The sequence below is a fragment of the Mesorhizobium sp. WSM4821 genome, assembly GCF_055901555.1.
The window spans coordinates 4672543-4686364 of the sequence record NZ_CM148371.1; the positions used below are offsets into that span (position 1 = coordinate 4672543).

The 13822-nt window shown below is 62.3% G+C and carries 12 protein-coding genes; all 12 read right to left on the bottom strand.

Going from position 1 to position 13822, the window contains the following annotated elements; translation table 11 throughout:
• Nucleotides 1-78: 78 nt before the first annotated feature.
• The gene (locus AC0NID_RS22655) at nucleotides 79-1965 is read right to left on the bottom strand and encodes an MFS transporter (RefSeq protein ID WP_473457188.1); all 1887 of its coding nucleotides are present in this window, start codon (nucleotides 1963-1965) and stop codon (nucleotides 79-81) included.
• A gap of 286 nt (nucleotides 1966-2251) precedes the next feature.
• Complete coding sequence (locus tag AC0NID_RS22660) at nucleotides 2252-3043, bottom strand: ATP12 family chaperone protein (protein ID WP_473457187.1); 792 nt, start codon at nucleotides 3041-3043, stop codon at nucleotides 2252-2254.
• Between the two features lie 11 nt (nucleotides 3044-3054).
• Complete coding sequence (locus tag AC0NID_RS22665) at nucleotides 3055-3930, bottom strand: DMT family transporter (RefSeq protein WP_473457211.1); 876 nt, start codon at nucleotides 3928-3930, stop codon at nucleotides 3055-3057.
• Between the two features lie 50 nt (nucleotides 3931-3980).
• Nucleotides 3981-4961, bottom strand: coding sequence for an RluA family pseudouridine synthase (locus AC0NID_RS22670; RefSeq protein ID WP_292166967.1), 981 nt, complete (start codon nucleotides 4959-4961; stop codon nucleotides 3981-3983).
• Between the two features lie 444 nt (nucleotides 4962-5405).
• Entirely contained in the window at nucleotides 5406-6923 is a 1518-nt protein-coding gene (adh, locus tag AC0NID_RS22675; protein ID WP_473457185.1) for an aldehyde dehydrogenase, read from the bottom strand.
• Nucleotides 6924-7064: 141 nt separating this feature from the next.
• Nucleotides 7065-8027: a GAF domain-containing protein gene (locus tag AC0NID_RS22680; protein WP_473457183.1), complete on the bottom strand. Its 963-nt coding sequence runs from the start codon at nucleotides 8025-8027 to the stop codon at nucleotides 7065-7067.
• A 153-nt stretch (nucleotides 8028-8180) separates the two neighbouring features.
• On the bottom strand, nucleotides 8181-9491 hold the full coding sequence (locus AC0NID_RS22685; RefSeq protein WP_473457181.1) for a replication-associated recombination protein A: 1311 nt from the start codon (nucleotides 9489-9491) through the stop codon (nucleotides 8181-8183).
• Between the two features lie 51 nt (nucleotides 9492-9542).
• Nucleotides 9543-11030, bottom strand: coding sequence for a DegQ family serine endoprotease (locus AC0NID_RS22690; protein WP_473457180.1), 1488 nt, complete (start codon nucleotides 11028-11030; stop codon nucleotides 9543-9545).
• Between the two features lie 192 nt (nucleotides 11031-11222).
• Entirely contained in the window at nucleotides 11223-11654 is a 432-nt protein-coding gene (gene rplQ, locus AC0NID_RS22695) for a 50S ribosomal protein L17 (RefSeq protein ID WP_473457179.1), read from the bottom strand.
• Between the two features lie 116 nt (nucleotides 11655-11770).
• Nucleotides 11771-12781: a DNA-directed RNA polymerase subunit alpha gene (locus AC0NID_RS22700; RefSeq protein WP_006333400.1), complete on the bottom strand. Its 1011-nt coding sequence runs from the start codon at nucleotides 12779-12781 to the stop codon at nucleotides 11771-11773.
• 101 nt (nucleotides 12782-12882) lie between these two features.
• On the bottom strand, nucleotides 12883-13272 hold the full coding sequence (gene rpsK / locus AC0NID_RS22705; protein WP_023799279.1) for a 30S ribosomal protein S11: 390 nt from the start codon (nucleotides 13270-13272) through the stop codon (nucleotides 12883-12885).
• A gap of 125 nt (nucleotides 13273-13397) precedes the next feature.
• Entirely contained in the window at nucleotides 13398-13766 is a 369-nt protein-coding gene (gene rpsM, locus AC0NID_RS22710; RefSeq protein WP_023799280.1) for a 30S ribosomal protein S13, read from the bottom strand.
• Nucleotides 13767-13822: the final 56 nt, after the last annotated feature.

The following is a 13822-nucleotide window of genomic DNA, read 5'->3' on the forward strand; positions in this document are numbered from 1 at the left end:
GTTGAGAACATTGAATGAAAAAATGAAAACCCGGCGCGATCGCTCGCGCCGGGTTTCTGATGTTCAGGTATCTTCAGGCTAATCCTTGGCGTGCAGGTCCGTTCCCAGCGTATCCCTAACGAAGATGACGCCGATGATCAGCGACATCGCCGCGATGACGATCGGGTACCAGAGACCATAGTAGATATCGCCCCTCGCCGCGCTCAAGGCAAAGACAGTCGCTGGGAGCAGGCCGCCGAACCAGCCATTGCCGATGTGATAGGGCAGCGACATGCCGGTGTAGCGGATGCGGGTCGGGAACATCTCGACCAGGATCGCCGCTATCGGCCCATAGACCATGGTCACATAAAGGACCAGGATGAACAGGATGCCGACGATCTTTGTCCAGTTCACCTGAGCAGGGTCGGCAAACATCGAGAACGGGCCGGATGCCGGAACGCTGTAGACAGTCACCTCCGTCGCGCCGGCGGCTTCGTCGGCCGTCACGACCTTGTCCTTGACCGCCTGATCGACGGGAACCGTCGTCTTTTCGCCGGCACGGATGGCCGCTGCATCGAGCTTCAGTTCGGGATTGGCCGCGACAAAGGCATCAAGCTTCTGGTCGGTCACCTTGGAAGCGGCGCGCTTCAGCGGATAGCCGCCATCCTTGAGTGCCATGCTGACCGCCTTGGTGAAGGCAGCGTCCTTGGCCTTGGCCTGATCGCCGGCAGCGGTGGCGTCGTAGGATTCGACCGTCTCATTGCCGATCCTGACCGTTGCCGGGGTCCCGGGCGCCGCGCTTGTGACGATGTCATAAGGCACCGAGCTCTTGGCCAGGAAAGACGTGGCGATGTCGCACGACTTGGTGAACTTCGCCGTGCCTACCGGGTTGAACTGGAACTTGCAGTCGCCGGGCGCCACGGTAACCGTGGCACGGGTGTTCTGTTGCGCTGCTGCCAGCGTCGGATTGGCGGCCCAGGTCAGTGCCTTGAACAGCGGGAAGTAAGTGACGATCGCCAGAGCCAGTCCCGCCATGATGATCGGCTTGCGGCCGATCTTGTCGGACAGCCAGCCGAACACGACGAAGAAGATAGAGCCCAGCGCCAGTGCAATCGCGATAAGGATGTTGACCGTTTGGAGGTCGACCTTGAGCACGTTCTGCAGGAAGAACAGCGCGTAGAACTGGCCGGAATACCAGACCACGGCCTGGCCAGCGGTCAGGCCGAGAAGGGCCAGAATGGCGATCTTGGCGTTCTTCCACTGTCCGAAAGCTTCCGAAAGCGGCGCTTTCGATCCCTTGCCCTCCTCCTTCATGCGCTGGAAGGTCGGCGATTCGTTCAACGACAGACGAATCCAGACCGATACACCGAGCAAAATGACCGAGACGAGGAACGGAATGCGCCAGCCCCAGGCGGCGAAGTCTTCCTTGCTCAACATCGCCTGGACGCCGAGGATTATGATCAGCGACAGGAACAGGCCGAGCGTTGCCGTTGTCTGGATCCACGAGGTGTAGAAGCCACGGCGATCGTCGGGTGCGTGTTCGGCAACATAGGTTGCCGCCCCGCCATATTCGCCACCGAGGGCCAGGCCCTGCAACATGCGCAACGCGATCAGGATGATGGGAGCGGCAATACCCCAGGTCGCGGAACCTGGGAGCAAGCCGACCAGGAATGTCGAACTGCCCATGATCAGGATGGTGACGAGGAAGGTATATTTGCGGCCGACGAGATCGCCGATACGGCCAAACACCAGCGCGCCGAACGGACGAACCAGGAAACCCGCGGCGAAAGCCAGCAGCGCGAAAATGTTGCGCGTCGCTTCCGGATATTGGCTGAAGAAGGTGGCGCCGATGAAGGCAGCCAATGAACCGTAGAGGTAGAAATCGTACCATTCGAAAACGGTGCCAAGCGAGGAAGCGAAGATTACCTTCTTCTCCTCCCGCGTCATGCCGCGGCTTGTTTCGCCGACGGTCAATGCCATTGCCATGAATGCGTCCTCCCGTGATCTCTCGCTGTGGTTGGCGCTGCGCGGTGTTCGTCCCTATGGACACGAACTCGGGCAGCTATCGGCGAAGAAATGACAGAAAGCGTCGCCCAGCGGCAGGCCGCCTTTGGGATTATGACTTTGGTCCAATGCATCGGCCGAAGATCGGAATCAATCTTCGCAGAGTACGATGCATGCATTCAGAGTATTAAAGCGTACTTTATGAGTTCAACTGAACGCGCGTCGCTCTAATGCGCAAAGCGGAAATCAATGAGGGCGGCGATTGCGGTCAGGATTTGAGCGCCTCGAGAAGACCGACTGCGGCCATCATGTCGCGCCTGCGGGCCGAGCGGCGTGCCACTGCCTCCGCGTCATGGCCCCAGTGCTCGGCTTGCCAATCCTCGTCGACATGGCCGGCGGTCCAGGCTGCGTCGCCGTCAAGTTCACCAAAATCGACGGCCAGCGCCAGCAGCGCCGATCCCGTCAGCGACGTCATGACATGGATGGCCGCCAGCCGCAGCGGGTCGGCACGCTGAGCAAGATGAACGCCGAGCACCGCGATGGTCTCGCGCGGCTGCTCGACATGGATGATCCCTTCAGCGAGACGGAACCGGGCGCCGAGCACGCTCCGTGCCCAGTCGAGGATCGGATCCCAATATTCATTCTGCCGGTCGACCAGCCCTTGTGGGGTGTCGGTGCGATAGCAGAGCAGATCGGACGAGGCGAAGCGCAGGATGTCCTCCAGCACCGCTTGCGGGTCGCTGGCGACACCATCGATGGCGGTGTTGACCAGACGCATGACCGGCATCGTCACCGGGTCGATCGTCTCACCTTGCGCAGCGAACTCGTCGGCGACCAGAGCGGCAGCTTTTTCTGTGGGCAGGACCAGCGGCGCCTTGCCCGGCGTGCGAACCGGCTTGCCATCGAGATGAACGGCAAAACCGTCGTCGGTCGGTGCGACCGAGACGGCCTTGTAGAAACGTTTCGGCAGGTGCGTCTTCATCTGGATCTGGGCACGGCGTACCGGATCCGGATCGGAAAGCTGCTTTCCCGCTTCGAGGTCGTTGAGGATATCGCGCATGCCGGAGCCTTTCATCCGGGGATCTGTTTTCGAGCCGGCCGATTCACGATGATCAAGCCGGCTGCGATGAGGCCGAGTGCCAGGAAAATACGGATGGTCAGCGCCTCGCTCAGGAACATAGCGCCGCACAGCACGCCGAACACCGGCGACAGGAAGGTGAAGCTCGACAGGCCCGATGCCGGATAGCGCCGAAGCAGCCAGAACCACAGCACATAGGTGAAGGCGACGATGTAGACAGCCTGGAAAATCAGAGCCAAAGTCGGCAAAGCGGCGAAGTCGCGAACGGGCGGCCCGGCGAAAGGCAGCACCAAGGCGCCTACCACGGCGGCGCCGGCCAGTTGGTAGAGCAGCAATTTCTCGGCGCTCGTGTCCGCCAGTTTCGTCCGCTTGATGACGATGTAGGTCAAGGCCCAGAGAATGCCGGCGCCAAGACTGAGCAGATCACCGGTCAGTGTCGCACCATTATCGGCGCCCAACTGGTCGGAGAACACCGCGACCAATCCGGCGAATGCGAGCAGAAGGCCGATGAGCCGGCGCGCGGTGATGCGTTCGCCCAGCAGGAAATGCCCGCCGACCAGCACCCAGAACGGCATGGTGTTGACCAGCAAGGTGTTGCGCGCGACGGTCGTCTGTTCGAGCCCGACATAAAGAAACAGGAACTCGAGACCAAAGAGCGCGCCTGCCAGAATGCCGGCGGCAAGCGTCCCGTCGGCGTTGAACAGCACAATACCGCGCCAGCGGCACCAGACGAGGACGCACAGGCCGCCAATGATCGACCGCGCGATCGACAGGAAAACGGGATCGTAGCCGGCATAGGAGATCTTGGCGGCTACGTAGTTGAGCCCCCAGGAAAAGGTCAACCCGACCATGATGGCGGCCGCCGCCATGTCGACCGCGTCGCGACGGTCGAGCGTATCGGTGGCGATACCCACAGGCCCTAATCCTCCGCGCTCTGCTCGTCGAAGCCGAGCAGGTTCCAGCTTTGGCGCATATGCGGCGGCATCGGCGCAGTGACGTCGATAAAACCCTTGTCGGGATGTGGGATGACGATGCGGCGCGCGTGTAGATGCAAGCGGTTCTGCATGCCGCCGGGAAAATCCCAATTGGTGTCGGCCTCGAAATATTTGGGATCGCCGATGATCGGGCAACCAATGTGCGCGGCATGGACGCGAAGCTGGTGGGTGCGGCCGGTATAGGGCTCCATCTCCAGCCAGGACAGGGTTTGCGCCGCCTGCTCGACGACCCGGTAGTAAGACACCGCGTGGTCGGCACCCTTTTCGCCGTGCTTGGCGACGCGCACGCGGTCGCCGTCCGGCGTTGGCTCCTTGATCAGCCAGGTCGAGATCTTGTCCTCGCGCTTGGGCGGCACGCCCTTGACCAGCGCCCAGTAGGTCTTCTTGGTCTCACGCGCCCGGAACGCCTCGGCCAGCTTCATGGCGGCGAGCCTGGTACGGGCGACGACCAGCACGCCCGATGTGTCGCGGTCGAGCCGATGCACCAAACGCGGTTTCTCGCCTTTCTGGCTGCGCCAGGCTTCCAGCATGTCGTCGACGTTGCGGGTAACGCCCGAGCCGCCCTGGACGGCAAGGCCGGCCGGCTTGTTGAAGACAAACACTTTCGGATCTTCATGGATCAGCATCTTGGCCAGAACGTCGGCGTCGCCCTGGTTGCGGATCGAGTGACCGGTGAGCGGGCTCTCGCCCTTCTTGTCCACTTCGAGCGGCGGGATGCGGACCATCTGACCCGGCTCGACTCGGGTATCGGCCTTCACCCTGCCACCGTCGACACGGATCTGACCGGAGCGCAGCAGCTTCTGCAGATGGCCGAAGCCAAGACCCGGAAAATGGGTCTTGAACCAGCGGTCGAGCCGCATGCCCGCCTCGCCGGCCTCCACCGTGATCTGTTCAACGCCTGCCATTGTCTCGTTTTACCCGTTTCCAGCGCATGACCTGAAACGAAATCGACCTCGGAAAGGGTCATGCGCAAAATCAAATTTCTACATCGCCCTTTGCGCCTCCCAAGTGGTGCGCGGCGCTGTCAGCGGGGCAATAGCATTAAGGCAGGCTTCTTGCGAGCCAAAGACCCAGAAACAGGGCGATGATCGCGCCAATGAGGCTGGCCATGGCCTATCCGAACGTCGGCTGAGTCGCGCCACGCTTCCATAGCGTCGCGAAATCGAGCACAAGGCCGAGGAAATCACGAAGCCGCCGAGGAAATTCGCGACGTGGCGGAGACCTCCCCGACGAAACTTCGTCAGCGTGCTGACATCCTAAAATGATCGGGGCGCGGCCATTGCAGCCGCGCCCTTTCAAGGATCGCATGATCTATCTGAAGGAGCTAACGCACTCCAGCGTGGGGTCGATCAGAAGAAGCCGAGCTTCTTCGGGCTGTAGCTGACCAGCATGTTCTTGGTCTGCTGATAGTGATCGAGCATCATCTTGTGGGTCTCGCGGCCTATGCCGGACTGCTTGTACCCGCCAAACGCCGCATGTGCCGGATAGGCATGGTAGCAGTTGGTCCACACGCGACCTGCCTGGATGGCGCGGCCGAAACGGTAGCAGCGGTTGGCGTCGCGGCTCCAGATGCCGGCACCAAGACCGTAGAGCGTGTCATTGGCAATCGAGAGCGCCTCATCATCATCCTTGAAGGTGGTGACCGAAACCACCGGCCCGAAGATCTCTTCCTGGAAGATGCGCATCTTGTTGTGGCCCTTGAACACAGTCGGCTGGACATAGTAGCCGCCTGCCAGGTCGCCGGGCAGATGGTTCTGCGAACCGCCGGCCAGGACTTCGGCACCTTCCTGTCGGCCGATGTCGAAATAGGACAGGATCTTGGCCAGCTGTTCAGACGACGCCTGCGCTCCGATCATGGTCGCGGGATCGAGCGGGTCGCCCTGGACAATCGCCTCGACGCGCTTCAGCGCGCGCTCCATGAACTGGTCGTAAATCTTCTCATGCACCAGCGCACGGCTCGGGCAGGTGCAGACCTCGCCTTGGTTGAGCGCGAACATGACAAAGCCTTCTATCGCCTTGTCGAAGAAGTCGTCGTCCTCGGCTGTCACGTCCTTGAAGAAGATGTTGGGCGATTTGCCGCCGAGTTCCAGTGTGACCGGAATCAGGTTCTGGCTGGCATACTGCATGATCATCCGGCCGGTCGAGGTCTCGCCGGTAAAGGCGATCTTGGCGATGCGGTTCGACGACGCGAGCGGCTTGCCGGCCTCGAGGCCAAAGCCGTTGACGATGTTGAGCACGCCTTCCGGCAGAAGATCGCCGATCAGGTCGACCCACAACATAATCGCGGCAGGCGTTTGCTCGGCAGGTTTCAACACCACGCAGTTGCCGGCGGCGAGTGCCGGCGCCAGCTTCCAGCAGGCCATCAGCAACGGGAAGTTCCAGGGTATGATCTGGCCGACCACGCCGAGCGGCTCGTGGAAATGATAGGCGACGGTATCATCATCGATCTGCGAGAGGCTGCCTTCCTGGCCGCGCAATGCACCGGCGAAATAGCGGAAATGGTCGATAGCGAGCGGCAGGTCGGCCGCCGTCGTTTCACGAATCGGCTTGCCGTTGTCCCAGGTTTCGGCCAGCGCGAGGAGATCGAGGTTCTCCTCCATGCGGTCGGCGATGCGATTGAGGATCAGGGCGCGGGCGGCGACATCCGTCTTGCCCCAGGCATCTTTTGCCTTGTGTGCGGCGTCGAGCGCAGCCTCGATGTCGGCAGCGTCGGAGCGAGCAATCTCGCACAGCGGACGACCATTCACCGGCGAGATGTTGTCGAAATATCTTCCGGATTTCGGGGCGACCCAATTGCCGCCGATGTAGTTGTCGTAACGCTTGGCGAAGGGAACCTTTGCCGTGCGGGAAAATTCCACCTTGTTCATTGTCTTCCTCCCAGGAAACGGCGCCACGGGGTGTGTCGCATCACGAGGAAGAGTTGCCGATGACCCGGGGTTTGTCAGCCCTGGCCAACCAGTCGCGGGCGCTGACTGTCGCAGTTTTGCGACAGGTTCGCGCCTGAAAACTCAGTGCGGTCGCCGAATGCCGAACCGGGCAAGCTTGCGATGGAGCGTGGCGCGCGAAATGCCGAGATTGTGTGCGGCCGCCGAGACGTTGCCACCCGAGCGCGTAATCGCCCGTTGGATCACGCCTCGCTCTGCCTCGCCCAGTTCTTCGGCGGCCTTGGAGTCGCCGAGGATGTCGGCGGCCGGCAGGCCTTTCGCCAGGGTCTGTTGAGTGATGCCGAGAGCCAGTCGCGCCGAACGCGTCGCACCGAGCACGAGATCATCGGCATCGACAGCTATCAGCGCGCTGGCACCACACTCGGCGACCGGCGCCAGCAGAACGCGGGCATTCGAAAAGGCCCGACGAAAATTATCCGCCTCGATGCGCCGGGCCGCATCGCCCACTGCCATCGAGATCAGGTTGACGAAGTCTTCGGTCAGATCCGACCTGCATGACGACACGTCGAGCGCAGCCGCCAGTTTGCCTTCGTGATCGTAGACCGGCGCGGTGGTGCAACTGAGCAGCGTGTTGCGCGAAAAGAAGTGCTGGTCGCGGTGAATGGTAAGGGGACGCTGATCGGCAAGACAAGTACCGATCCCGTTGGTGCCTTCGCTGTCCTCACTCCACACCGTGCCTGTCCATAGGCCCCATTCGTCGAACGTGTCGTCATCCGCGGAAGCACCCCGGCGTTCGACCGGAATGCCGTCCCGATCGGCAAGCATCACGCAGCAACCGATGCCGCCGACTGCCAAATAGAGGCGATCGAGGCTCGCATCCGCCGCACGAAGCAATGGCTCCATTCGTTGCCGCGCCTGCCTGAGCTCACTCTCAGTCAGGCGTCTCGGCGCTTTTCGCTCGGCTGGATCGAGCCCATGCAAGGTAAGCGAGCGCCTCCAGGAAGCGACCAGCGCCGAGCGTGCGGCATCGCTGGTGGCGATGGCCGCCTGTACAACATCCGCATGATGGGCGGGCTGTCCGCTCACTCATCCTCCCGAAGCACGACCCTGCCGCTTCAACCTCCCGGCAGCATTGCCCGCATTGCGTTCTAAGGGATTGCTGGCCGATGCTGCTATAGGACGATGGTTGAAGAGCGCCCCGAGGACCTATCGTGCCGAAACTCAAGAGCTCGGCAAAGCCTACTTTCCCCGCTCGCCGCGCAGCTTCGCCCAATAGTCGAGCCGTTTCCTGATATCGCGTTCGAAGCCGCGCTCGGGCGGATCGTAGAACGTGTGGCGGCCCATCTTTTCCGGGAAATAATCCTGGCCGGAAAAAGCGTCCGGCTCGTCGTGGTCATAACGGTAGCCCGCGCCGTAATCTTCTTCCTTCATCAGCTTGGTCGGCGCATTGAGGATGTGTTTGGGCGGCAGCAGCGAGCCGAACTCCTTCGCTGCCTGCGTGGCAGCCTTGAAGGCGGTGTAGACGGCATTGGATTTGGGCGCGCTGGCGAGATAGACGGTGGCCTCGGCGAAGGCGAGCTCGCCCTCCGGCGAACCCAGATAATCGTAGGCATCCTTGGCGGCATTGGCGATGACCAGCGCCTGCGGATCGGCAAGCCCGATGTCCTCCATCGCCATGCGCACCAGCCGGCGGCCGAGATAGAGCGGATCCTCGCCGGCGTCGAACATGCGGGCGAGATAATAGAGGGCCGCGTCGGGGTCGGAACCGCGCACCGATTTGTGTAGCGCCGAGATCAGATTGTAGTGGCCGTCCTGGCCCTTGTCGTAGATCGGCGCGCGACGTTGGACGATGCGCTGCAGGCCCTCGGCGCCGAACACCTCGCCTGACTTGGCGGCGCGCCAGATCTCTTCGGCCAGCGTCAGCGCCGCGCGGCCATCGCCGTCGCTCATGCGGACGAGCATCGCCCTCGCCTCGTCGTCGAGCGGCAGCGCCCTGCCCTCGGTCTCTTCCGCCCGCGCCAGCAATTGCGCGATGCTGTCTTCACCGAGCGAATGGAAGACAAGCACGCGGGCGCGGGATAGAAGCGCGGCATTCAGCTCGAAGGATGGGTTCTCGGTGGTCGCGCCAACCAGCACGACGGTGCCGTCTTCCATCACAGGCAGAAAACTGTCCTGCTGGGCGCGGTTGAAACGATGGATCTCGTCAACGAAGAGCAGCGTCTGACGACCATTGGAGCGGCGCAGCTTCGCCGCCTCGAACACTTTCTTCAGGTCGGCGACGCCGGAAAACACCGCCGATATCTGTTCGAAGGCGAGGCTGGTTTCGCCGGCAAGCAGCCGCGCGACAGTGGTCTTGCCCGTTCCGGGCGGCCCCCAGAAGATCATCGAGCCGAGCGAGCCGGAGCCGATCAGCCGCGTTAGTGCGCCGTCGGGTCCGGTCAGATGCTCCTGGCCAACGACCTCGCCAAGATTCTTCGGGCGTAGTCGATCGGCCAGCGGCCTGCCGGGCGGCGCCTTTTCCGGTTCATCGACACTGAACAGATCGGCCATGCGCTTCTTTTTCGTTGGAGCGCGATCTCGTCCGAAGATCGAGGTTCGGGCTCAATACCGCAACACCTGGCGCAGTATCTGCCCGCCACGCTCGACGGTAAAGCGCCACCAGCGCGTTTCCTGGCTGGCGGCCTCTTCCAGGGTCGCGGCCGTGTCGATGGTCAAACCATTGACCTCGCGCACGATGTCGCCCGGCTGGAAGCCGAAACCGGCCGCGGGCGAACCGCGATTGATGTCGACCACGGTAACACCTTTGATGTCCGTGCGGATGCCGAGCCGCTGGGCGAGCCGAGGCGACAGGTCCGCAACCTTGGCACCGGAAAACGGGCTGCGACCGCGCAGTGTCACTTCGGCGAGTTTTGTCCCTTCCGGCGCGCGCTCCAGCGCGATGTCGAACGTCGATTGCTCGCCCTTGCTCAGGACTGCGAAGCTGGCATTGGTGCCGATCGACAGCGTCGCCATCCGGTAATCCAGCGCCTCGATACTTTCGACCGGCGTGCCGTTGAGCGACAGCACGACGTCGCCGGCCTTGAGTCCCGCCTTGGCCGCCGGCCCTGCTTCCTCGACGGACGAGACCAGCGCGCCGGTCGAGGTCTCCATGCCGAGCGATTCGGCGATCTGCGGCGTCACGCGTTCGAATGCGGCGCCGATATAGGGCCGCTCGAAGAAATCGCGCCCGGCCTTGGCCGCATCGGCAAATGCGCGAACCATGTTGGAGGGAATGGCAAATCCGATGCCGATCGAACCGCCGCTGCGGCTGTAGATCGCCGTGTTGATGCCGACCAGTTGGCCCCCCATGTTGATCAACGCGCCGCCGGAATTACCGGGATTGATCGCGGCGTCGGTCTGGATGAAGAAACTAGAGTCGGAAACGCCGATGTGGCTGCGGGCAACCGCCGAAACGATACCGCTGGTGGTGGTCTGGCCGACACCGAACGGGTTGCCGATGGCCAGTACCAGGTCGCCGACCTCGAGCGCGTCGGAATCGCCGATGGCGACGACCGGAAAAGGCTTGTCGGCGGAGATCTTGAGCACAGCGAGGTCAAGCGTCTCGTCCTTGAGCAGCACCTTTGAGTCGAATTCACGCCCGTCCGCAGTCGCGACCTTGACCTGGTCGGCGTCCTTGACCACGTGAAAATTGGTGACCACGATGCCTGTCGGATCGACCAGCACACCGGAGCCGAGCGAGGACTGCGCGCGCGGCTGCGAACGGCCGAAGAACTCTTCGAAGAACGGATCGCCGTCGAACGGCGACCTCACCGTGGCCGTCTGCGAGGCATAAACATTGACCACGGCCGGCGCCGTCTCCTTGACCAGCGGCGCGAAGGACAGTTGCACCTCCTCGCGGCCGAACGGCACGCGCTTGTCTGGACCGGAGGTGGCATTTTCGCCTTCGGCGCCGCGCAGCATGTCGGTCAGCACATCGGACAGACCGGGATCGGCCTTGGTGTCCTGAGCCAGCGCCTGCCTGGCCGCCGGCACGACTGCCAGTGCCGTCAAGGCGCAGAGTAGAACAAGGGACAGCCGTTTGACGCGCATTCCGAATCCTCCAGGTCGGGCGCCATTGTCCCGACGATTGTGCAAAATGAAAGGCTAAGGCGATGAAATCGAATTATTTTCCAGGAAGGGCATGAGCCGAGCCTGGAAATCACCGCAAATGCTCCCTGGCGCTGCCGGAATGCAAAAAGGGGCCCGCGGGCCCCTTTGAACTTTTTCAGGAACAGCCGAGCCTTATGCGGCCGCGGCTTCCTCGTCGACGCCTTCGGCCTCGATGCGGGCACGGTCGCCGGCGCCCTTGGCCGAGGTGTCGCGATCGACGAATTCAATGACCGCCATGGCGGCATTGTCACCGTGGCGGAAGCCCGCCTTCATGATGCGTAGATAGCCGCCATTGCGGGTGGCGTAACGCGGCGCGATCGTGTCGAACAGGCGCTTGACGACGCCTTCATTGCCGATCTGGGCAATCACCTGGCGGCGGGCATGCAGATCGCCGCGCTTGCCGAGCGTCACCAGCTTCTCGACGATCGGACGCAGATCCTTCGCCTTCGGCAAGGTGGTGACGATCTGCTCGTGCTCGATGAGCGACACGGCAAGGTTGGCAAACATCGACTTGCGATGGCTTATGCTGCGGGCGAACCGGCGGCCTTTAAATCCGTGGCGCATGGCTCTTCTCCTTCATTCCGGGTTCAAGAGGCTCAAGCCTCAGTTGGTTAGCCGCATGATCTTATCCGAAAAGTCTGCAACTTTTTGCTGCGCTGACCCTCGGTTCGGGATCAAGCTTAGTATTGATCTTCGTAACGCTTGGCGAGGTCTTCGATGTTTTCCGGCGGCCAATCCGGCACTTCCATACCGAGGTGCAGGCCCATCGCCGCCAGGACTTCCTTGATCTCGTTCAGCGACTTGCGGCCGAAGTTCGGGGTGCGCAGCATCTCGGCTTCGGTCTTCTGGATCAGATCGCCGATATAGACGATGTTGTCGTTCTTCAGGCAGTTGGCCGAACGCACCGAAAGCTCGAGCTCGTCGACCTTCTTGAGCAGCGCCGGGTTGAAGGCGAGCTCGGTCACCTGTTCGGCGGCGACTTCCTTCTGCGGCTCGTCGAAGTTGACGAACAGGCCAAGCTGGTCCTGCAGGATGCGAGCGGCGAAAGCCACCGCGTCCTCGCCGGAGATCGAACCGTCGGTGTCGATCGTCATGGTCAGCTTGTCATAGTCGAGGACCTGGCCCTCTCGGGTGTTCTCGACCTTGTAGGAGACCTTCTTGACCGGTGAGTAGAGGCTGTCGACCGGGATAAGGCCGATCGGCGCGTCCTCGGCGCGATTGCGCTCGGCCGGCACGTAGCCCTTGCCGGTATCGACGGTGAACTCCATGCGGATCTCAGCGCCTTCGTCCAGCGTGCAGATGACGTGGTCCGGGTTGAGGATCTCGACGTCGCCGACCGTCTGAATGTCGCCGGCGAGAACGGCGCCCGGGCCCTGCTTGCGCACGACCATACGCTTGGGGCCGTCGCCTTCCATGCGGATGGCGATTTCCTTGATGTTCAAGACGATGTCGGTCACGTCCTCGCGCACACCGGCGATGGACGAGAATTCATGCAGAACGCCGTCGATCTGGACGGCGGTCACAGCCGCGCCACGCAGCGAAGACAGAAGCACGCGACGCAAGGCGTTGCCGAGGGTGAGGCCAAAGCCGCGCTCGAGCGGCTCGGCGACCAGCGTGGTCAGCGTCTTCTTCTTCGACGAGAACTCGATCTTGTTCGGCTTGATCAGTTCCTGCCAATTTTTCTGGATCATGATGCTTTCCTTCCGTTGACCCGCCACCATCCAATCGTGGCGGGCGACCTGGAATGCCGCGGAGGAACGCTACTGGCGTTCGCGCGGCGTTCGGTAATTTTTTAGACCCGGCGCTTCTTGCGCGGGCGGCAGCCATTGTGCGGGATCGGTGTCACATCACGGATCGAGGTGATGGTGAAGCCGGCTGCCTGCAGCGCGCGCAGCGCCGATTCACGACCGGAGCCGGGTCCGCAGACCTCGACCTCGAGCATGCGCATGCCATGTTCCTGGGCCTTCTTGGCAACGTCCTCGGCAGCCATCTGGGCGGCGAACGGGGTCGACTTGCGAGACCCCTTGAAGCCCTGGGCTCCCGCCGACGACCAGGCTATCGAATTGCCCTGCGCGTCGGTGATGGTGATCATCGTGTTGTTGAAGGTCGAATTGACGTGGGCAACGCCCGACGAGATATTCTTGCGTTCGCGACGGCGAACACGTGTGGCTTCCTTGGCCATGATGGTCCTTTCAGTTGATCTCTACACCGCCGTAATGCCAGCGGCTCCACCTTGAGAGCGAGTAGTGAGCAGGAAATAGCGAATAGGGACACCTACTCGCCATTGGCTACTCGCTATTTGCTCACTTACTTCTTCTTGCCGGCGATCGACTTGGCCGGCCCCTTGCGGGTGCGCGCATTGGTATGCGTGCGCTGGCCGCGAACCGGCAGCGAGCGGCGATGACGCAGGCCGCGATAGCAGCCGAGGTCCATGAGCCGCTTGATGTTCATCGAGACTTCGCGGCGCAGGTCGCCCTCGACCTGATAGTCGCGGTCGATCGTCTCGCGGATCTGCAGCACTTCCGCGTCGGTCAACTGGTTGACGCGGCGCTCGGCCGGGATGCCGACCTTGTCGACGATCTCCTGGGCGAAGCTCTTGCCTATGCCGTGAATGTACTGAAGCGCAATGACGACGCGCTTGTTGGTCGGAATGTTGACGCCGGCTATACGAGCCATGTTCTTCTCTTCTCCATGTGGGCCGGCCAACCCTTGGAAACAAGGTAGGTCCGGCG